Source organism: Pseudomonas avellanae BPIC 631, from assembly GCF_000444135.1.
Taxonomy (GTDB): Bacteria; Pseudomonadota; Gammaproteobacteria; order Pseudomonadales; family Pseudomonadaceae; genus Aquipseudomonas; species Aquipseudomonas avellanae.
On record NZ_ATDK01000272.1, the window covers coordinates 12,412 to 32,320 of the forward strand.

Consider the following 19,909-nt stretch of genomic DNA (forward strand, 5'->3'; position numbering starts at 1 on the left):
AGATACACGTATCGTCGCGTCGCGGCGCAAATGTAACAAAACCAGAAAAATTAGATAGCCGCCACTGACTGCCTACGATGATCGCTGCACAAACGCGTGGGCCTGTTAAAATGCCCGACCTTTTTTACAGACGACTCTTCATACCGCCATGTCCCGACTCAATCCCCGGCAGCAGGAAGCCGTGAACTACGTCGGCGGCCCTCTTTTGGTGCTCGCCGGTGCCGGTTCCGGCAAGACCAGTGTGATCACCCGCAAAATTGCCCACCTGATCCAGAACTGCGGCATCCGCGCTCAATACATCGTCGCCATGACCTTCACCAACAAGGCCGCGCGCGAGATGAAAGAGCGCGTCGGCACGCTGCTCAAGGGCGGTGAAGGGCGTGGCCTGACGGTCTCGACCTTCCACAATCTGGGCCTGAACATCATCCGCAAGGAACACACGCGGCTGGGCTACAAGCCGGGGTTTTCGATCTTTGACGAGACCGACGTCAAGGCCTTGATGACCGACATTATGCAAAAAGAGTACTCGGGCGACGACGGTGTCGACGAAATCAAGAACATGATCGGCTCGTGGAAAAACGACCTGATCCTGCCTGCCGAGGCCCTGGAAAACGCTCGCAACCCCAAGGAGCAGACTGCCGCCATCGTCTACACCCACTACCAGCGCACGCTCAAGGCGTACAACGCAGTGGACTTTGATGACCTGATTCTGGTGCCGGTCAAGCTGTTCCAGGAGCACCCCGACGTTCTGGAAAAATGGCAGAACAAGGTGCGCTACCTGCTGGTGGACGAGTATCAGGACACCAACGCCAGTCAGTACCTGCTGGTGAAACTGCTGATCGGCTCGCGCAACCAGTTCACCGTGGTGGGCGACGACGACCAGTCGATCTACGCCTGGCGCGGCGCGCGGCCAGAAAACCTGATGTTGCTCAAGGACGACTATCCGTCGTTGAAAGTGGTCATGCTGGAGCAGAACTACCGCTCCACCAGCCGTATCCTGCGCTGCGCCAACGTGCTGATCTCCAACAACCCGCACGCCTTTGAAAAACAATTGTGGTCCGAGATGGGCCATGGTGACGAAATCCGCGTGATCCGCTGCCGTAACGAAGACGCCGAAGCCGAGCGGGTGGCGATGGAGATCCTTACCCTGCACCTGCGCACCGACCGGCCTTACAGCGACTTCGCCATCCTCTATCGCGGTAACTATCAAGCCAAGCTGATCGAGCTGAAATTGCAGCACCACCAAGTGCCGTATCGCCTGTCGGGCGGCAACAGCTTCTTTGGGCGTCAGGAAGTCAAAGACCTGATGGCCTACTTCCGCCTGCTGGTGAACCCCGACGACGACAACGCCTTCCTGCGGGTCATCAACGTGCCGCGCCGGGAAATCGGCTCGACCACGCTGGAAAAACTTGGCAACTACGCCACCGAGCGCAAAGTGTCGATGTACGCCGCCACCGAAGAAATCGGCCTGGGCGAGCACCTGGACAGCCGCTACACCGACCGTTTGCAGCGTTTCAAGCGCTGGATGGACGGCGTGCGCCAGCAATGCGCACAGAACGACCCGATCGCCGCGCTGCGCAGCATGGTCATGGACATCGATTACGAGAACTGGCTGCGCCAGAACAGCTCCAGCGAAAAGGCGGCCGATTACCGGATGAGCAACGTCTGGTTCCTGATCGAAGCGTTGAAAAACACGCTGGAGAAGGACGAAGAAGGCGGTATGACCATTGAGGAGGCCATCGGCAAGCTGGTCCTGCGCGACATGCTCGAGCGTCAGCAGGAAGAGGAAGACGGTGCCGAAGGCGTACAGATGATGACCCTGCACGCGTCCAAGGGCCTGGAGTTTCCGTACGTGTTCATCATGGGCATGGAAGAAGAGATCCTTCCGCACCGCTCCAGCATCGAAGCCGACACCATCGAAGAAGAGCGCCGTCTGGCCTACGTGGGCATTACCCGCGCGCGGCAGACCCTGGCGTTCACCTTCGCCGCCAAGCGCAAGCAGTACGGCGAAATCATCGACTGCGCGCCCAGCCGTTTTCTGGACGAGCTGCCCCCGGACGATCTGGCCTGGGAAGGCAACGATGACACGCCTACGGAAGTTAAAGCGGTGCGCGGCAACACCGCACTCGCCGACATACGCGCCATGCTGAAACGCTAGCCGACACACGAAATTGATCATTTATTGCGCAATGGCGCAGCCAAGGAATTGAAGTGGAAGCACTGCACAAGAAGATTCGCGAAGAAGGCATCGTACTGTCCGATCAGGTGCTGAAGGTCGATGCGTTTCTCAACCATCAGATTGATCCGGCGTTGATGAAAGCCATCGGTGACGAATTCGCCCGCCTGTTCGCCGACGCAGGCGTGACCAAGATCGTGACCATCGAAGCGTCCGGCATCGCGCCAGCGGTCATGGCCGGCCTGAACATGGGCGTACCGGTGATCTTCGCGCGCAAGCATCAGTCCCTGACCCTGACTGAAAACCTGCTGTCGGCGACCGTGTACTCGTTCACCAAACAGGTGGAAAGCACCGTCGCCATCTCGCCGCGCCATCTGAACAGCACAGACAACGTGCTGATCATCGATGACTTCCTGGCCAACGGCAAAGCCTCGCAAGCGCTGATCTCGATCATCAAACAGGCCGGCGCCACCGTCGCAGGTCTGGGTATCGTGATCGAGAAATCCTTCCAGGGCGGCCGTGCCGAACTGGATGCACAAGGCTATCGCGTGGAGTCGCTGGCACGGGTCGAGTCACTGGCCGGTGGGGTTGTGACGTTCAAGTAAGGCGCTTGGGGTTGCGCACAAGTCCGCTTTTGATTCTGGCCGAAGGCTGTGTGCGGACCGGGCGACACTTCGCTTGTCCGCGATGGGCTGCGAAGCGGCCCTGATCCAGACAACCTCGGTTGTACCTGATGTAACGTATGCACCGGTTTACTGCCGGTTCCCGGCAGTTCGCGGACGAGTCCGCTCCCACGAAAACCGAGAGATCCCGGACGAGCGAAGCGTCGCCCGGTCCGCTCCCACGACCTCCGGCCAGAATCCAAAGCAGGCTTGCGTATCAGCCCGAAACCCCCAGCGCGCGCAAGCGCCGATACAACGTGCGCTCGCTTAGCCCGAGCTCTCTGGCCAGTTCGCTGCGCGAGCCGTTGAATACGCGTAGCGCGTGGGCGAGTTTTTCCAGGCTGTCATCCGTTTTGCGGTAAGCCAGGCCGCTCTCCTCTTGATGCCCACGTACCTCTGCGGGCAAGTCCTGTGCGCGAATGATGCCGTCATCGGTAAACAGTCGGGCGCGTTCAAGGATGTTGCGCAGTTCGCGGATGTTGCCCGGGTAGTGGTAGTGGCTCAGCAGTTTCATGGCGTGGGCATCGATGCGCGGCGCAGCGCCCTGTGAGGTGCGTTGCAGCAGGCTATCGATGAGCAATGGCAGGTCTTCGCTGCGTTCGCGCAGAGCGGGCAAGCGAATCGGGAATGCGCTGATGCGGTAAAACAGGTCCTGGCGAAAACTGCCTTCGGCGACCATGTCCTTGATCGGTTTGTGGGTGGCAGCCACCAGGCGAAAATCCGAGTGCACGGTTCTCAGGCTGCCCACCGGACGAAAGCTGCCGGACTCGATCAACCTCAACAGCTTGACCTGCATGGCCAGCGGCACCTCGCCGATCTCGTCCAGAAACAAGGTACCGCCATGCGCCGCTTCGGCCAGGCCGGTCTTGCGTTGCAAGGCGCCGGTGAAGGCGCCTTTTTCATAGCCGAACAGCTCGCTTTCCAGCAGGTTCTCCGTCAGGCCCGTGCAGTCGACCACCACCAATGGCCCGGCGGACCTTGAGCTGCTGGCGTGCAGCGCGCGGGCAAACAGCTCTTTGCCGGTCCCTGACTCACCTTGCAGCAACACGGGAATCTGCGCGGGCGCGGCACGTTGCAACGCACTCAAGACGTCCTTGAAAGCCGCCGAACGACCGACCAGCCCGTGCTGCTGAGGCTGGACCGAAGCCACTGCCACCGATGTCAGTCGTTCGACATAGGCAATGACCTCGCCACGATCATCGAGAATCGGCCGCAGCTCCACATCCACATGTTCCGGGCCACGCGGTGTGTGGTGAATGTGCAGTAAACGCTCCGGACGCCGCGTTTCATCAGCCTTGCGCATCGGGCAATGCTCACCGGCCTGGTCGCAGGGCACTGCAAACTGATGAGAAACCCGGTAGCACTTCTCGCCCACATGCGGCATGCCCTCGACCCCGAACTGGCGCTGATAGGCCGTGTTGGCAGCGATGATGTTGTAATCGGTGTCCAGAACAATGGTCGGCTGCACGTCGTGTTCGAGGTACGACACCAGCGATTGCATGCGGCTGCCGGGCAGGTCGGTGGCGATGAGTGGCATACGTGCTCCTGCGGATGGGCCCAGCCTGGACTAACTGGCTGCCAGTCTATGCCAGAAACTGCCACATGACTGCCAGAATATGGCAGTCAATACATGCTGATTGCCGTCCGCCCCTTTCGTAGAACTGTTCAGACCCCCGTGCCGACTAAGCTCCACACGCTTGAACGCTATTGGCATGCTTATTGAGAGTCAACAGCAACGTCTGCCAACCGCCTGGCCCCTCGGGGCTTGTCTTGAGGCGATCTACAGCAACGGAAATCGCACATGATCATCGCTGAAAAGCTTTATGTCGAAGCGCTCTTCGACAGTCATACCTGGACCATCAGCTATCTGGTGATGGATCTGGAGAGCAAACAATGCGCGCTGATTGACAGTGTGCTCGATTACGACCCCAAGTCCGGCCAAACCCGCACCGAGGCGGCAGACCGAATGATTGGCCGGGTGCGTGGTTTGCAGGGCTCGGTGCAGTGGATACTCGAAACCCATGTGCATGCCGATCACCTGTCGGCAGCGCCCTACCTGAAACAGAAGCTGGGCGGGCAAGTGGTCATCGGCAGTTACATCACAGTGGTGCAGGAAACCTTTGGCGCGCTGTTCAATGCGCCGGCCGATTTTGCGCGCAATGGCAGCCAGTTCGACGTGCTGGTTGAGGATGACGCCTCATTCGCCATTGGCGGGCTTCAGGTAAAAGCCATGCATACGCCAGGGCATACGCCAGCCTGTACGAGCTACCTGATACAGGTGGGCGAAAAGATGGTCGCGTTTGTGGGCGACACGCTGTTCATGCCCGATTACGGTACCGCACGCTGCGACTTCCCGGGTGCCGACGCACGCACGCTGTACCGCTCCATTCGCAAACTGCTGGCGTTGCCGCAGCAAACCATCCTGTTCATGTGCCACGACTACTTGCCCAACGGGCGAGATCTGAAATACATGACCACCGTCGCTGAGCAGCGCACCAGCAATATTCACGTGCACGATGGCGTGGATGAAGACGCATTCGTCAAAATGCGCGAAGCACGCGATGCCACGCTGGAGATGCCAGTGCTGATGCTCCCGGCAGTGCAAGTCAACATGCGCGGTGGCCACTTTCCCGAGCCGGATGACAACGGCGTCGTCTATCTGAAGATCCCGCTCAATGCCTTTTAAGCCCTGCCCGCTTTTGGAAACCCTGCGATGACTGCCTTGAACCTTAACTGCCAGATCCTGATTGTCGGTGGCGGCGCTGCCGGTATATCGACCGCCGCAAGCCTGCTTGCCCGTGACGCCTCGCTGCAAATCACGCTGGTGGACCCCGCCGATACCCATTACTACCAGCCGGGCTGGACCATGGTCGGTGCGGGGGTCTTTGAGCCGCAATCGACGGCGCGCAGCATGGCATCGCTCATTCCCAAAGGCGTGCAGTGGATCAAGGCTGCGGTAGCGACGTTCGAGCCGCAGGATAACGCCCTGACGCTGGAAGACGGGCGCTCGATTGGCTATCAGCAACTGGTGGTTTGCCCGGGCCTGAAACTGGATTGGGCGGCCATCGACGGGCTGGTCGATACGCTGGGTGCCAATGGCGTGACCTCCAATTATCGTTATGACCTGGCGCCCTACACCTGGAAGCTGGTGCAGGGCCTGAAGCAGGGGCGCGCGTTGTTCACTCAGCCGCCCATGCCGATCAAATGCGCGGGTGCGCCGCAGAAAGCCCTGTACCTGTCCTGCGATCACTGGCTCAAAGCGGGTCGTCTCGGGCAGATCAACGCACAGTTCTACAACGCCGGTGGCGTGTTGTTCGGCGTGGCGGACTATGTTCCGGCGCTGATGACGTACATTGAACGCTATGCCATCGACCTCAAATTCAGCCATCGACTGATAGCTGTCGATGGGCCTGGAAAGCGCGCGACGTTCGTCCAGACGCTACCGGACGGAACCCGCGAGACCGTCCAGCAAAGCTTCGAGATGCTGCACGTGGTGCCACCGCAGATTGCCCCCGACTTCATCTGCAACAGCCCGCTGGCCGATGCGGCAGGCTGGGTGGACGTGGACCCGGCCACACTCAGGCATCGCCAGTTCGCCAACATTCATGGCCTGGGCGATGTCACCAACACCAGCAATGCCAAGACGGCGGCGGCAGCGCGCAAGCAAGCGCCGGTGGCGGCCAACAACGTGCTGGTTGCGCTGGGTCGTCTGAGTGAACCCGTCATCTACGACGGTTATGGCTCCTGCCCGCTGACGGTCGAGAAAGGCAAGATCGTGCTGGCCGAGTTCACCTATGGCGGCAAGGTTGCCCCCAGCTTTCCGCGCTGGTTGCTGGATGGGCGCAAACCGACCCGTCTGGCGTGGTGGTTGAAGGCGAGCGTGCTGCCGGCGCTGTACTGGAACGGCATGCTCAAAGGCCGTGAATGGCTGGCCCGACCGAAGAAGGTCGCAGCCAGACATGATTGATCACTCGCTATTGGGTGCAGGTCTGGGCGTGATCATCGGGGTGGTCCTGGCGTTGACGGGTGCAGGCGGTGGCATTCTGGCAGTGCCGCTGCTGGTATTCGGGCTGGGCCTGACGATTGTCGAAGCGGCGCCGGTAGGCTTGCTGGCTGTCGGCCTTGCCGCCGGGGTCGGTGCGGTATTGGGGTTGCGTCAGGGCATCGTGCGTTATCGCGCTGCGGGTTACATCGCGGGTATCGGCGTGCTGATGGCTCCCATCGGCCTATGGCTTGCCCATCGTTTGCCCAACACGCCGCTGGCGCTGATATTTTCTGCCGTGTTGCTGTATGCCTGCGGGCGTATCTTCATCAGGGCCAGCCGCGAACTGCGCGATGGCCGCCCGGCGCCGCGTGCGCAAATGCTGCCTTGCGTGCTCAATCCGTTGCAAGGCCGCCTGCGCTGGACAATGCCGTGCCTGCGCGCCCTGACATTGACGGGCATGTGCTCGGGGTTGCTCTCCGGGCTGCTTGGCGTTGGCGGTGGTTTTGTGATCATTCCGGCGCTGACACGCTACAGCGACCTGGACGTGAAAAGCGTCGTGGCGACGTCGCTCGCGGTGATCGCGCTGGTCTCGACCGGCAGCGTCATCATTGCCTCGCTCAGCGGGGTGATGCACTGGGCGGTGGGCGCGCCCTTCGCACTCGGCGCGGTTGCAGGTCTGCTAGGTGGCAGGCAGGTCGCCCGCTACCTGGCAGGGCCGCGCTTGCAGCAGTTGTTTGCTGTTTGCGGGATCGTGGCGGCGTTGATGCTGTTGTTTGCGGTGGTGTAGGCATGCGGCCCACATGTGCGCTGCACCGTACACTCAAGATCGGACGCAGAGCGTCCAGGGCTGTGTACCGACGCTGGAGCGCCGGCACAACAATTATCCGTTTATCCGTTTATCCGTCTATCAACATGTCAGCCCGGTTGTATTGTGCAATCCGGCCAGCAATAGCCGCTGATACAGTTCCTCGCGCAGGCCTTGAGGCTGGTCGAGTTGCATGCGTTGCAAGTGCTCCGGGAAGGTTTCCGGGTCGGGGGCGTCGAGGGTGGCTTTGCCCAGTTCGAGGATTTCGGTGAGCTTGAGTTTGCTCTTCAGCCAGTTCAATGCGCGCAGCAGATCACGCTCCTCGGGGGTGAAGTCGCAGCCCAGCGGGTACTCGGTGAACAGCGACGGATAGTTCGCAGCAATGCTACGCAGGCGCTCCGGCGTATTCTGGGTAAAGCGCGGGTCGAGGATGAAGTCCTTGGGCAATTTGCCGGCCTTTTGCGCCTGCTCGATCAAGCCGGGCTGAAACCGCGAATCGCTGATGTTCAGAATGCGTTCGATCACTGTGGCGTCAGTCTGACCGCGCAAGTCGGCGATGCCGTATTCGGTTACGACGATATCGCGCAGGTGCCGGGGGATCGTCGTGTGGCCGTACTGCCAGACGATATTGGAACTGACCTCGCCGCCTGACTCGCGCCAGCTGCGCAGCATCAGAATCGAACGCGCGCCCTCAAGCGCATGGGCCTGCGCGACAAAGTTGTACTGGCCGCCCACGCCGCTCAGCACCCGCCCGTCTTCCAGTTGATCGGCCACCGCTGCGCCCATCAGGGTGACGGTGAACGCGCTGTTGATAAAGCGCGCATCGCGGCGTTGCAGGCGTTTGAGGTCTTCCTGGCCGTAAAGCTCGTTGATATAGCTGATGGCGGTCATGTTGAACTGCGCCAGTCGCTCGGCGGGTAGCTCGCGCAGCCGCTCGTAGAAGCTTGACGGCCCCAGGAAGAAGCCGCCGTGCACGACCACGCCTTCAGGGTGCGCGTCTTCATCCAGCGTGCCCATGTTGGCCAGTCGCTGCAGCTCGGCATCGGCATACACCTTGCGCCGCACAATGCCCGCATCGGCCAGCACCAGCAGCCCGTTGACGAACATCTCGCTGCAACCATAAAGCCCGCTGGCGAAAGGCTGAGTACCGCCTTCCCGGTCGATCAGGGTCTTCCAGTTGCTCATGTTCAGGTCAGCCAGCAGGCTGCGCCAGGTTTCGTTGTCGGCCTGCCGCGCCAGCAACGCGCCGGTCAGTGCGTCGCCCATCGAGCCGATGCCAATCTGCAAGGTGCCGCCGTCGCGTACCAGCGTGCTGGCGTGCAGACCGATCAGGTGATCCTGATAACCCACCGGCATGTTGGGTGTGGAAAACAGCGTGCTGTGTTCGTCTTCGTTCAACAACAGGTCGAAGGCTTCGACTTCCAGCTCCGAGTCGCCCGGCATGTACGGCAGGTCGGCATGGACCTGGCCAAGCATGAGAATGGTCTCTCCGGCGGCGCGTCGTTTGGCGATCATCGGCAGCAGGTCGAGGGTCACGTCGGGGTTGCAACTGAGGCTCAGCTTGCCCGGCCGCTGATCATCACGCGCAACCAGCTGCGCCACCAGGTTCAGGCCATTGGCGTTGATGTCGCGGGCGGCGTGGCTGTAATTGCTGCTGACGTAGTCCTGCTGGGCCGGAGCACTGTCGAGCAGGCTGCCCGGCTGCATGAAGAACTGCTGGACGCGGATGTTGGGAGGCAGCTTGTCGCGGCGCAATGCAGCGAGAAATTCAAGCTCCGGATAATCACCGAAAGTGCGTTCCAGAAACGGTTCGAGAAACCGCGCCTGCAAACCCTCACCGGGCGTGGGGCGTCCCAGGGTCAGGGCCGTGTAGATCGTCAGCTTGCGCTCGGGCAACTGGCTGATGCGCTGGTACAGCGCGTTGACGAACCGATTGGGCTTGCCCAACCCCAGCGGCATGCCGAGGTGGACGTGCTCGGGTAACTGCGCCAGAACGTGATCGACGGCTTGCTCGATGGAACAGGAATACGGCATCCCAGCTCTCCTGAATTATTATGGGTGCAGCTTGGACCGTTGATGCAGCGAAAGTGCTGCATGGCGGGTGCGCAGAGCGTGATAGACACGTCTTGAAGACTTCGAAAAACGGGCTTCTGCCCGGCGGGCGAGGAGCGGACTTGTCCAGGCCTCACGCTGTAGGAGTGGACTTGTCCACGAAGGCTGACTATCAACCCCCCAATAAATCGCTGAAGAAACCCCCATGCATAAATTCAGCACACCGCACGTCACGTGGTGGCAGCCCTGGAGTCTTCGCGGACAAGTCCGCTCCTGCACATCCGGGTAAATCGCGGACGAGTTTGTTGCGTCCGGTAGATAGCGGACAAGCGAAGCGTCGCTTGGTCCGCATGGCCTTCGGTGAGATTCACTCCAGCCCGGACATGCTCCGTATGGCGCTCTTCAGTTCGTCGTCTGTGCAATCGGCGCAGCTGCCTTTGGGCGGCATGATGCTCAGGCCCTTTATGGTGCTGGCCAGCAGGCCATCGAGCCCGCCGGCTTTTTTATTCGCGCGCTCTTCCCAGGCTGCGGTGTCGCCGATCTTCGGCGCTTTCAGCAGGCCGACGCTGTGACAGGCCACGCAATGCATGGCGACGATGTCGTCAGGGGTTCGGGCGTTGTCGGCGGCCTGGGCGGTGAGCGCCCAAATTATCAGTGCACCTGCGGTGGCCAGAATCTTAAAGGTGAGGTTCACGCTGCACTCGTCGCGATAAGGCGGTCAGAAATTGGCGGGTGTTGCCGCGCTGATCAACCGCGCAGGCACGTCGAACGGGTTGCGGAAGCGATGCGGTCGGGTGCTTTCGAAATAGTAGCTGTCGCCCGCTTCGAGCACGTAAGTGTCGAGCCCGACTACCAGCTCAAGTCGGCCTTCCACAAGGATTCCGGTTTCTTCGCCCTCATGAACCAGCATTTCTTCCCCGGTGTCTGCACCCGGCGGGTAGGTTTCAGTGAGAAACGCGATGGCTCGGCCCTGATGCGATTTGCCTACCAGCTTCATGGTCACGGCGCCGTCGGAGATATCGATCAGCTCGCTTGCCTTGTAGACCACCTGAGCTGAGTTTTCCGGCACGGTATCTTCGGAAAAAAACTCGACCATGGACATGGGAATACCACCCAGCACTTTGCGCAGGGAACTGATCGACGGGCTGACGCTGTTTTTCTCGATCATGGAGATGGTGCTGTTGGTCACGCCTGCCCGTTTGGCGAGTTCACGCTGGGACAGGCCCTTGAGCTTGCGAATCGATTGCAGCCGTTCACCCACGTCCAATGCGATATTCCCCCAGGTTTTGTCAGGTCTAGTCGAAATGAACGCCATCATGGCAACAGCGTTCATTATTTACAACACTTCGACCAACACCGCGCGCCTCGGGGGCCTGGCGGACAGATCAGGCAATCAGCTTTCTGAATAGATGCGCGGAACACGACGCAGGTTGCAGAAGATCTGATAGGGAATGGTGCCCGCTTGCGTGGCCACTTCGCTGGCGAGCACGCCCTTGCCCCACAGCTCGACGCGGCTGCCGAGCCCGGCCTGCGGCACGTCTGTCAGGTCTACGCAGAGCATGTCCATCGACACCCGGCCAAGCAGCCTTGAGCGTTGGCCGTCGATCAGCACCGGCGTACCCGTCGGCGCATGGCGCGGATAGCCGTCGGCGTAGCCCATCGCGACCGCGCCGATGCGCAGAGGGCGCTCACTGACGAACGTCGCGCCGTAGCCCAAGGCGTCGCCAGCGGGCAGTTCGCGCACGCTGATGACCTTCGATTCAAGGGTCATGACCGGTTGCAGACGCTCGGCAAGCGGCTGCGCCTGGTCAAACGGCGTGGCACCGTAGAGCATGATGCCGGTGCGTGACCAATCGCTGTGGATCTTTGGCCAGCCCATCACGGCGGGAGAGTTTTTCAGGCTGGTTTCAGCCACAAGCCCCTGGCGGGCGGCTTCAAATACCGCGACCTGCTGATCGCTGCAGGCGCTGTTCAATTCGTCGGCACACGAAAAATGGCTCATCAGGACGACCCTGGCCACTTTGCCGGTCGCCAGCAAACGTTGATACGCCGCGCGATACTCGCAGGGGTGCAGGCCCACACGGTGCATGCCGGTGTCGAGCTTGAGCCAGACCGTCAGCGGTTTGCCAGGCTGCGCCTGCTCAATGGCTTCCAGTTGCCAGACCGCGTGCACCACCGTCCACAGGTCGTGCTCGACAATCAGTGCCAGCTCGTCGGCCTCAAAAAAGCCTTCAAGCAGCAGGATCGGCGCCCGGATACCTGCGGCGCGCAGTTCCAGTGCCTCTTCGATACACGCCACCGCAAAACCGTCGGCCTGCGCTTCCAGTGCCTGAGCGACACGCACTGCGCCGTGACCATAGGCGTTGGCCTTGATGACCGCCAGCGCTTTGCCGCCGCTGCTATCACGGGCCAGTCTGTAGTTGTGGCGCAGTGCCTGAAGATCAATAAGGGCGCGGGCTGGACGCATGATGACGTTTCTTGTCTGAGGAGGTAAAAAAGGGTCAAAACGCCCGACGCCGAGAAAGCGGCGCCGGGCTTTTCGATGTGTTACGGCAGCGCGGCAACAACCGACAGTTCGACGAGGATTTCCGGCTCGCACAGCTTGGCTTCGACCGTTGCACGCGCAGGCGCGAAGCCCTTGGGCAGCCATTTGTCCCAGACGCTGTTCATGCCGGCGAAGTCGGCGTCGATGTCTTTGAGGTAGATCGTGACCGACAGAATGCGCGTCTTGTCGGTGCCGGCCAGGTCGAGCAAACGCTCGATGCTGTTAAGCACCTCTCGGGTCTGCTGCTCGACACCCGCAGTCATGTCATCGCCTACCTGGCCCGCCAGATAAACGGTGCCATTGTGGACGACGACCTGACTCATGCGCTCATTGGTGAGCTGGCGCTGGATTGACATGCTGTGCATTCTCCTGGGTGTTGCCGTAACGAGAAATATCAAGCCCTGCGGCACTGATCTGAGGTGTCTTGCGGGCGATGAGGTCTGCCAGCAAGCGGCCGGAACCGCACGCCATTGTCCAGCCCAATGTACCGTGACCGGTATTGAGGAACAGGTTGCGCAACGGTGTTGCACCCACGATCGGTGTGCCATCGGGTGTAGTCGGACGCAGCCCGGTCCAGAAACTGGCCTGGCTCAGGTCGCCGCCCTGAGGATAGAGGTCGCCGACGATCATCTCCAGCGTTTCACGCCGACGCGGGTTGAGCGAGAGATCGAACCCGGCGATTTCTGCCATGCCGCCGATCCGGATCCGGTTATCGAAGCGGGTGATGGCGACTTTGTAGGTTTCATCGAGAATGGTCGACGTGGGTGCCATGGCCGGGTTGGTGATCGGTACTGTCAGCGAATAGCCCTTGAGCGGGTAGACCGGCGCTTTGATGCCCAGCGGCTTGAGCAACTGCGGCGAATAACTGCCCAGCGCCAGCACGTAGCGGTCAGCGGTTTCCAGTACGCCATCGATCCACACGCCGGTGACGGTGTCGCCTGCATGCTCAAGGCGCTCGATGTTCTGCCCGTAACGAAACTCGACACCCAGCTCGACAGCCATCTCGGCCAGGCGTGTGGTAAACAGCTGGCAATCGCCGGTCTGGTCATTGGGCAGGCGCAGTGCGCCACTGAGGATGCCGGTCACACCGGCCAGCGCAGGCTCGACACGGGCAATGCCTGCGCGGTCCAGCAGCTCGTAAGGCACGCCGGACTGTTCAAGCACGGCGATGTCCTTGGCGGCGTTATCCAGTTGTGCCTGGGTCCGAAACAACTGGGTGGTCCCCAGGCTGCGCCCTTCGTAGGCAATGCCGGTTTCGATGCGCAGCTCATCAAGGCAATCGCGGCTGTACTCGGACAGTCGCACCATGCGCTCTTTGTTGACGGCATAGCGGCTGGCCGTGCAATTGCGAAGCATTTGCGCCATCCACAGGTATTGATCAATATCTGCGGTAGCCTTGATTGCCAGGGGCGAATGACGCTGCAGCAGCCATTTGATTGCCTTTAGCGGCACACCCGGCGCAGCCCACGGCGAGGCGTAGCCCGGCGAGACCTGACCGGCATTGGCGAAGCTGGTTTCCATGCCGACCGCCGGCTGACGATCGACCACGGTCACCTGGAAGCCGGCACGCGCCAGATAATAAGCACTGGTTGTACCGATTACGCCACTACCAAGGACCAGAACGCGCATGTCGATGACCTCATCGCGGATATCCGCTGACGTTTTAAGTTTTAAGCAAGGATGTGGGCAGTATATTGAGCAATGAGCAGTGCTTCTCACTGTATAAGCATCTATATTTGGCGTTTATTCACGGCAATAAACGCTTTGGTAGAGGGAGAATTACCCGTGCGGACTCAACACCAGTCAAATCGCGAGCTGGACAAGATCGACCGTAATATCTTGCGCATCCTCCAGACCGACGGGCGCATCTCGTTTACCGAGCTTGGCGAGCGGGTCGGCCTCTCGACCACGCCGTGCACCGAGCGCGTGCGCCGGCTGGAGCGCGAAGGGATCATCATGGGTTACAACGCCCGTCTGAACCCGCAAAGCCTTAAGGCCAGCCTGCTGGTGTTCGTGGAAATCAGTCTGGATTACAAGTCCGGTGACACGTTCGAGGAATTTCGCCGCGCGGTGCTCAAGCTGCCGCACGTGCTGGAGTGTCATCTGGTGTCCGGCGACTTCGACTACCTGGTCAAGGCGCGTATTTCTGAAATGGCCTCCTATCGCAAGCTGCTGGGCGACATCCTGCTCAAGCTGCCGCACGTGCGCGAGTCCAAGAGCTACATCGTGATGGAAGAAGTCAAAGAGAGCCTTAATCTGCCGATTGCCGACTGATCATGCTCGCCAGACTAGACCAGCACTTGCCGGGTTGAGGCCATGTACTCGTGAATCTGCTTTTCGGCCCGTGGATGAATCAGTTCGACCGGACGACGGCCGTTCGGGCACGGCAGGCTTGCGGTGGTGCCGAACAGGCGGCAGATCAGCGGGCGTTCGTCGTACACGGTGCAGCCCTGCGGGCCGAGGTGCACACAGTTGAGCTCGTTGAATGCCGCTTCCTGCTCGGCGGCCGTCTTGCGCGGCAGGCGCGACATTTCTTCGGACGAGGTCGTCACCGGGCCGCAGCAGTCGTGACAGCCGGGCACGCAGTCGAACGAAGGAATCTGGCGGCGCAGATCGCGGACTTTTTCACGGTTACAGCTCATTGAATCAACCACCCCAACACAAGGCCGGAAGTGTGCCTCAGTTGGCAGGCGCATGACAGCGGCTTATCCTCCTGACCACCCAGACGCCGCCAACAGGACAAATTCATGAACGCCCGCGTTCAGCACCCAGCCCGTGACGACCGGCATGTTGCCTCCTACTATGCCGCCAGCAGCCACCCGCAAGCGGATCACCCGGTGTTGCAAGGTGAGTTGAAGGTCGATGTGTGTGTCGTGGGCGGCGGGTTTTCCGGGCTCAACACCGCCATTGAGCTGGCCGAGCGCGGGCTCAGTGTTGCGCTGCTGGAGGCACGCAAGATCGGCTGGGGCGCCAGCGGGCGTAACGGCGGCCAGTTGATTCGCGGTGTCGGTCATGGTGTCGAGCAGTTCGCCAATGTTATTGGCAGTGAAGGCGTGACACTGATCAAGCTGCTGGGCATCGAAGCGGTTGAGATCGTGCGCCAGCGCATCGAACGGTACGGCATCGAGTGCGACCTGAAGTGGGGTTATTGTGATCTGGCCAACAAGCCGCGTGACGTGCATAGCCTTGCCGAAGACGCCGAGGAACTGCGCAGCCTGGGTTATCGCCATGCATTGACGTTGCTGCAAGCCGATCAGATGCGCAGTGTCGTGGGCTCCGACCGCTATGTCGGCGGGTTGATCGACATGGGTTCCGGGCATCTGCACCCTTTGAATCTCGCGTTGGGCGAAGCCGCTGTCGCGCAATCACTGGGTGTGCAGGTGTTCGAGCATTCTGCTGTCACGCGCATCGACTACGGCCCACAGGTCAAAGTGCACACGGCTCAGGGCTTGGTGCGGGCGAAAACCCTGGTGCTGGGTTGCAACGCTTATCTCAACGGCCTGAACCCGGAAATCAGTGGCAAGGTGTTGCCCGCAGGCAGCTATATCATTGCGACCGAGCCTTTGAGTGAGGCGCAGGCACGCGAGTTGCTGCCGCAGGACATGGCGGTTTGCGACCAGCGGGTAACGGTTGATTACTATCGGCTGTCTGCTGACCGCCGCTTGTTGTTCGGCGGCGCTTGCCATTATTCGGGGCGGGATCCGCAGGATATTGCCGCTTACATGCGCCCCAAAATGCTGGATGTATTTCCGCAACTGGCCAGCGTGGCCATTGATTATCAGTGGGGCGGGATGATCGGCATCGGCGCCAATCGCCTGCCGCAGATTGGCCGACTCAGCCAGCAGCCGAACGTGTTTTACGCCCAGGCTTACTCGGGGCATGGCGTGAATGCCACGCACCTGGCGGGTCGCTTGCTGGCCGAAGCCATCGCCGGGCAACACAGCGACGGCTTCGAACTGTTTGCCAAGGTGCCGCACATGACCTTTCCGGGCGGCAAGCACCTGCGCTCGCCGTTACTCGCGCTGGGCATGCTCTGGCATCGCCTGAAAGAGCTGCGCTGAAAGGCTCACGTCCTCCAGAACGGCTTCATCGCCTCGACTCTGGCCTGCTGAAAATCGAGGCCAACGTCGCGTAGTTGATCGTCGGTCAGTGTCAGCAAGGTGCGGCGCGATGCCCAGCGGTGATGATACAGCGCCCAGCGGCTCATGCTCGCCAGTAGGTCGGCCTTTTTCGGGCGGACCGTTCGGAGCACTGTCGGCCGATATTCATTCAATTCCTGATTGTGAAGCGCAAAGCGCACATCGCTGAACCCGTTCATCTCCAATTCCCTCATCCTGGGTGGGTGTGGGTCTATGATGAAGCGAACGGCCAAACCATTACAGATTCAAAAAGTGCTTATATTTTCCATACAGAAGATTCAAATACGCTGCTGAATGCTATATTTTCGGCTGATCTGTATTGCCTTGCAGCGTTGAACCATTTGAGAGTACGCCATGACGCTCTACGTCAATCTTGCCGAACTGCTCGGCGCGCGCATCGAAAACGGCTTTTACCGGCCCGGCGACCGTCTGCCGTCGGTACGCGCCTTGAGCGTCGAACACGGTGTCAGTTTGAGCACCGTGCAGCAGGCGTACCGGGTTCTGGAAGACAGCGGGCTGGCCGCGCCGAAACCCAAATCCGGCTATTTTGTCTCGGTCGGCAGGCATGCCCCGGCGCTCCCGGCGGTGGGTCGGCCAGCGCAACGGCCTGTGGATATTTCTCAATGGGATCAGGTGCTGGACCTGATTCGGGTAGCGCCCCGCGAGGCGGTCACCCAACTGGGGCGCGGCATGCCCGACGTCACCAGTCCGACCCTGAAACCGCTGATGCGCGCCTTGGGCCAGTTGAGCCGCCATCAGGACATGTCGGGCCTGTATTACGACAATATTTATGGCGTTCTCAGGCTGCGTGAGCAGATTGCCCGGTTGATGCTCGACTCCGGCTGCAACCTGACCGCCAATGACGTGATCATCACCAATGGCTGTCACGAGGCGCTGTCTGCGAGCGTGCGGGCTATCTGCTCGCCCGGTGACATCGTTGCGGTGGACTCGCCAAGCTTCTTCGGTGCCATGCAAACCCTCAAGGGTGTGGGCATGAAGGCGCTGGAAATCCCCACCGACCCGTTGACCGGCATCAGCCTTGAAGCGCTGGAGCTGGCCCTTGAGCAGTGGCCGATCAAGGTCATCCAGCTGACGCCCAACTGCAACAACCCACTGGGTTACGTCATGCCGGAAGCCCGCAAGCGCGCCTTGCTGACCCTGGCGCAACGCTTTGATGTGGCGATCATCGAGGACGATGTGTATGGCGACCTGGCCTACAACTACCCTCGCCCGCGCACCATCAAGTCGTTCGATGAGGATGGCCGCGTGCTGCTCTGCAGTTCGTTTTCCAAGACCCTGGCGCCTGGGCTGCGGATTGGCTGGGTCGCGCCGGGCCGCTATCTGGAGCGGGTGTTGCACATGAAATACATCGGCACCGGTTCCACGGCCCCGCAGCCGCAACTGGCCATCGCCGATTTTCTTGAGGGCGGGCATTACGAGCCGCACGTGCGCCGCATGCGCACGCAGTATCAGCGCAGTCGGGACCAGATGATCGACTGGGTGATGCGCTATTTCTCGGAAGGCACCCGCGCCAGTCGTCCACAGGGCAGTTTCATGTTGTGGGTGGAGCTGGCCGAAGACTTCGACACGTTGCGCTTGAATCGCGTTTTGCTGGACAAGGGTGTGCAGATTGCCGTGGGCAGTATTTTTTCGGCCTCGGGCAAATACCGCAACTGCATGCGCATGAACTACGCAGCCAAATCGAGCCGCGAAATCGAGAACGCCGTGCGTATCGTGGGCGAGACGATTGCGCAACTGATTGCGCAAAGTGACTGACGCGGGCAAATCTTTCCCGGTTTTGTGGGTCATATCGCCAAGTCGAGCCATCTCCAGACGCGGAAGGTCAATTTGAACAATTCATGGGCCTTGCCCTTTTGCTTGCTGGTTGCTGTGTGCGTCAGTGGTTGCGCGCACCAGCAGATCGCCAGCGAGCCAAGCCAGGCCATGCCGCCTTCGGGCTCTGCCTTCGGCCGTTCGATTCAGGCCATGGCGATGCCGCACGAAGGGCGCTCGGGCTTTCGGCTGCTGCCTGACAGCAGCGACGCCTTCAAGGCCCGCGCCGAACTGATCCGTAACGCCAAAACCAGCCTCGACCTGCAGTATTACATCGTCCACGACGGCCTGAGCACGCGCGCGCTGATCGACGAACTGCTCAAGGCGGCAGACCGTGGCGTGCGGGTGCGCATCCTGCTGGACGACACCACCAGCGATGGCCTCGATCAGGCCATCGCCACGCTTGCTGCGCATCCGAACATTCAGATTCGCCTGTTCAACCCGCAAAACCTGGGGCGCGAAACCGGCGTCACCCGTAGCCTGGGACGCTTGATGAACCTGTCGCGTCAGCACCGGCGCATGCACAACAAGCTGTGGCTGGCCGACAGCAGTGCGGCCATCGTCGGCGGGCGCAATCTGGGCGATGAATACTTCGACGCCGAGCCCAATCTCAACTTCACCGACATCGACATGCTCAGCGTCGGGCCGGTCGCCGAGCAGCTCGGCCACAGCTTTGATCAGTACTGGAACAGCACGCTCAGCAAGCCCATCGATGAATTCATGTACTTTCTGCCCGATGGCCAGGACCTGGCCGAAGCCCGGCAGCGGCTGGACGATTCGTTGGAGCAGGCTCATCAGCAACACAAGGCGCTGTACGAGCGGCTGATGGCCTACAAGACTCAGCCACGCATGAAAACCTGGCTCAACGAGTTGGTCTGGGCGCATAACCAGGCGCTGTGGGACGCGCCGACTAAAGTGCTGGCACAGGGCGAGCCCGATCCACACCTGCTGTTGACCACGCAACTGGCCCCCGAGCTACTGAACACCCGCAAGGAGCTGATGCTGATCTCTGCGTACTTTGTACCGGGTCAGGAAGGCTTGCTGTACCTGACCGGTCGTGCAGACGCCGGGGTCAACGTCAGCCTGCTGACCAATTCGCTGGAAGCCACCGATGTGCCCGCTGTGCATGGTGGTTATGCGCCGTATCGCAAGGCGCTGCTGGAGCACGGTGTGAAGCTGTTTGAACTGCGCCGCCAGCCCGGTGATACCGAAACCATGCGCAGTAGCGGCCCGCATTTGTTCAGGAAAAGCCATTCACTGGTCAGCTCGGAATCGAGCCTGCACAGCAAGGCGATGATCTTTGACCGGCAGAAAGTGTTTGTCGGCTCGTTCAATTTCGACCCGCGTTCTGTGTTGTGGAACACCGAAGTCGGCGTGCTGGTCGATAGCCCGCAACTGGCCGAAGAGCTGCGCGAACTGACGCTGCAGGGCATGGCCCCGTCGCTCACGTATGAAGCTCGGCTGGAAGACGGCAAAGTGGTGTGGGTGACCGAAGACAACGGGCAGATCCATACGCTGCATACCGAGCCGGGCGACTGGTGGCGGCGCTTCAATGCCTGGATGAGCCGTGCCATCGGTCTTGAGAGAATGCTTTAGGCGGCTGCTGCCTTGCATGGTTGCGATTATCGTTGCGCACGCTCCAGCGTCGGAATGCAGTGCGTGACGCTCCGCGTCACAGATTTGCGCCGCGCCGCGCATTCAAGACCGGACGC

18 protein-coding genes are annotated in these 19,909 nt (G+C 60.8%); 9 read left to right on the forward strand and 9 right to left on the reverse strand.

What is annotated here, in order from left to right; genetic code table 11:
- The first annotated feature begins 148 nt into the window (after positions 1-148).
- Together rep and DW49_RS0115950 are read left to right on the forward strand one after the other, a co-directional pair.
- Positions 149-2,158: a DNA helicase Rep gene (gene rep, locus DW49_RS0115945; RefSeq protein ID WP_005738620.1), complete on the forward strand. Its 2,010-nt coding sequence runs from the start codon at positions 149-151 to the stop codon at positions 2,156-2,158.
- A 53-nt stretch (positions 2,159-2,211) separates the two neighbouring features.
- Entirely contained in the window at positions 2,212-2,781 is a 570-nt protein-coding gene (locus tag DW49_RS0115950) for a xanthine phosphoribosyltransferase (RefSeq protein WP_003378039.1), read from the forward strand.
- Positions 2,782-3,055: 274 nt separating this feature from the next.
- Here the strand turns inward: DW49_RS0115950 and DW49_RS0115955 are convergent, their stop codons facing one another.
- On the reverse strand, positions 3,056-4,375 hold the full coding sequence (locus tag DW49_RS0115955) for a sigma-54 interaction domain-containing protein (RefSeq protein WP_005613391.1): 1,320 nt from the start codon (positions 4,373-4,375) through the stop codon (positions 3,056-3,058).
- A gap of 264 nt (positions 4,376-4,639) precedes the next feature.
- Between DW49_RS0115955 and DW49_RS0115960 the strand changes: the two genes are divergently transcribed.
- From DW49_RS0115960 to DW49_RS0115970, 3 genes are read left to right on the forward strand one after another with little or no spacing between them, the layout of a single operon-like run.
- Complete coding sequence (locus DW49_RS0115960) at positions 4,640-5,524, forward strand: MBL fold metallo-hydrolase (protein ID WP_005613389.1); 885 nt, start codon at positions 4,640-4,642, stop codon at positions 5,522-5,524.
- Positions 5,525-5,551: 27 nt separating this feature from the next.
- Positions 5,552-6,805 carry an NAD(P)/FAD-dependent oxidoreductase gene (locus DW49_RS0115965; RefSeq protein WP_005613388.1) on the forward strand — a complete coding sequence of 418 codons (1,254 nt, stop codon included), beginning with the start codon at positions 5,552-5,554 and terminating at the stop codon, positions 6,803-6,805.
- A complete protein-coding gene (locus DW49_RS0115970; RefSeq protein WP_005613386.1) occupies positions 6,798-7,610 on the forward strand; it encodes a sulfite exporter TauE/SafE family protein in 813 nt (270 codons plus the stop codon). Before DW49_RS0115965 ends, DW49_RS0115970 begins: the two co-directional genes overlap by 8 nt.
- 120 nt (positions 7,611-7,730) lie before the next feature.
- Here the strand turns inward: DW49_RS0115970 and DW49_RS0115975 are convergent, their stop codons facing one another.
- The 6 genes from DW49_RS0115975 to dadA form a co-directional block, all read right to left on the reverse strand.
- Positions 7,731-9,662, reverse strand: coding sequence for an acetyl-CoA hydrolase/transferase C-terminal domain-containing protein (locus DW49_RS0115975; protein WP_005613385.1), 1,932 nt, complete (start codon positions 9,660-9,662; stop codon positions 7,731-7,733).
- 385 nt (positions 9,663-10,047) lie between these two features.
- Positions 10,048-10,374, reverse strand: coding sequence for a c-type cytochrome (locus tag DW49_RS0115980; protein WP_005613383.1), 327 nt, complete (start codon positions 10,372-10,374; stop codon positions 10,048-10,050).
- Positions 10,375-10,398: 24 nt separating this feature from the next.
- Entirely contained in the window at positions 10,399-10,947 is a 549-nt protein-coding gene (locus DW49_RS0115985) for a cupin domain-containing protein (RefSeq protein ID WP_005613381.1), read from the reverse strand.
- 126 nt (positions 10,948-11,073) lie between these two features.
- Entirely contained in the window at positions 11,074-12,147 is a 1,074-nt protein-coding gene (gene alr, locus DW49_RS0115990) for an alanine racemase (protein WP_005613380.1), read from the reverse strand.
- An 80-nt stretch (positions 12,148-12,227) separates the two neighbouring features.
- Positions 12,228-12,581 carry a RidA family protein gene (locus DW49_RS0115995; RefSeq protein WP_003378020.1) on the reverse strand — a complete coding sequence of 118 codons (354 nt, stop codon included), beginning with the start codon at positions 12,579-12,581 and terminating at the stop codon, positions 12,228-12,230.
- Positions 12,553-13,854 carry a D-amino acid dehydrogenase gene (dadA, locus tag DW49_RS0116000; protein ID WP_005613377.1) on the reverse strand — a complete coding sequence of 434 codons (1,302 nt, stop codon included), beginning with the start codon at positions 13,852-13,854 and terminating at the stop codon, positions 12,553-12,555. The genes DW49_RS0115995 and dadA overlap by 29 nt, the downstream gene beginning before the upstream one ends.
- Positions 13,855-14,010: 156 nt before the next feature.
- On the opposite strand from dadA, the gene DW49_RS0116005 reads away from it, so the two are divergent.
- Complete coding sequence (locus tag DW49_RS0116005; protein WP_003378016.1) at positions 14,011-14,499, forward strand: Lrp/AsnC ligand binding domain-containing protein; 489 nt, start codon at positions 14,011-14,013, stop codon at positions 14,497-14,499.
- A 14-nt stretch (positions 14,500-14,513) separates the two neighbouring features.
- On the opposite strand, the gene DW49_RS0116010 is transcribed toward DW49_RS0116005, so the two are convergent.
- A complete protein-coding gene (locus DW49_RS0116010; protein WP_003378014.1) occupies positions 14,514-14,867 on the reverse strand; it encodes a YkgJ family cysteine cluster protein in 354 nt (117 codons plus the stop codon).
- A 105-nt stretch (positions 14,868-14,972) separates the two neighbouring features.
- Between DW49_RS0116010 and DW49_RS0116015 the strand changes: the two genes are divergently transcribed.
- Complete coding sequence (locus tag DW49_RS0116015; RefSeq protein ID WP_005613375.1) at positions 14,973-16,286, forward strand: NAD(P)/FAD-dependent oxidoreductase; 1,314 nt, start codon at positions 14,973-14,975, stop codon at positions 16,284-16,286.
- 5 nt (positions 16,287-16,291) lie between these two features.
- Here DW49_RS0116015 and DW49_RS0116020 read toward each other — a convergent pair whose 3' ends face one another.
- Positions 16,292-16,543, reverse strand: a complete 252-nt coding sequence (locus DW49_RS0116020) for a DUF1127 domain-containing protein (protein WP_024420367.1) — start codon at positions 16,541-16,543, stop codon at positions 16,292-16,294.
- Between the two features lie 175 nt (positions 16,544-16,718).
- Here DW49_RS0116020 and DW49_RS0116025 point away from each other — a divergent pair, with 175 nt between their 5' ends.
- Positions 16,719-18,140, forward strand: a complete 1,422-nt coding sequence (locus DW49_RS0116025; RefSeq protein ID WP_005613369.1) for an aminotransferase-like domain-containing protein — start codon at positions 16,719-16,721, stop codon at positions 18,138-18,140.
- A gap of 72 nt (positions 18,141-18,212) precedes the next feature.
- Positions 18,213-19,793: a phospholipase D family protein gene (locus tag DW49_RS0116030; RefSeq protein ID WP_005613367.1), complete on the forward strand. Its 1,581-nt coding sequence runs from the start codon at positions 18,213-18,215 to the stop codon at positions 19,791-19,793.
- The last annotated feature ends 116 nt before the right edge of the window (positions 19,794-19,909 follow it).

Bases quoted from the DNA above. Each gene is read 5' to 3' on its own strand.
- rep (WP_005738620.1), top strand. From the start codon at position 149: ATGTCCCGACTCAATCCCCGGCAGCAGGAAGCCGTGAACTACGTCGGC.
- DW49_RS0115955 (WP_005613391.1), bottom strand. From the start codon at position 4,375: ATGCCACTCATCGCCACCGACCTGCCCGGCAGCCGCATGCAATCGCTG.
- DW49_RS0115960 (WP_005613389.1), top strand. From the start codon at position 4,640: ATGATCATCGCTGAAAAGCTTTATGTCGAAGCGCTCTTCGACAGTCAT.
- DW49_RS0115965 (WP_005613388.1), top strand. From the start codon at position 5,552: ATGACTGCCTTGAACCTTAACTGCCAGATCCTGATTGTCGGTGGCGGC.
- DW49_RS0115970 (WP_005613386.1), top strand. From the start codon at position 6,798: ATGATTGATCACTCGCTATTGGGTGCAGGTCTGGGCGTGATCATCGGG.
- DW49_RS0115975 (WP_005613385.1), bottom strand. From the start codon at position 9,662: ATGCCGTATTCCTGTTCCATCGAGCAAGCCGTCGATCACGTTCTGGCG.
- alr (WP_005613380.1), bottom strand. From the start codon at position 12,147: ATGCGTCCAGCCCGCGCCCTTATTGATCTTCAGGCACTGCGCCACAAC.
- DW49_RS0115995 (WP_003378020.1), bottom strand. From the start codon at position 12,581: ATGTCAATCCAGCGCCAGCTCACCAATGAGCGCATGAGTCAGGTCGTC.
- dadA (WP_005613377.1), bottom strand. From the start codon at position 13,854: ATGCGCGTTCTGGTCCTTGGTAGTGGCGTAATCGGTACAACCAGTGCT.
- DW49_RS0116010 (WP_003378014.1), bottom strand. From the start codon at position 14,867: ATGAGCTGTAACCGTGAAAAAGTCCGCGATCTGCGCCGCCAGATTCCT.
- DW49_RS0116015 (WP_005613375.1), top strand. From the start codon at position 14,973: ATGAACGCCCGCGTTCAGCACCCAGCCCGTGACGACCGGCATGTTGCC.
- DW49_RS0116020 (WP_024420367.1), bottom strand. From the start codon at position 16,543: ATGAACGGGTTCAGCGATGTGCGCTTTGCGCTTCACAATCAGGAATTG.
- DW49_RS0116025 (WP_005613369.1), top strand. From the start codon at position 16,719: ATGACGCTCTACGTCAATCTTGCCGAACTGCTCGGCGCGCGCATCGAA.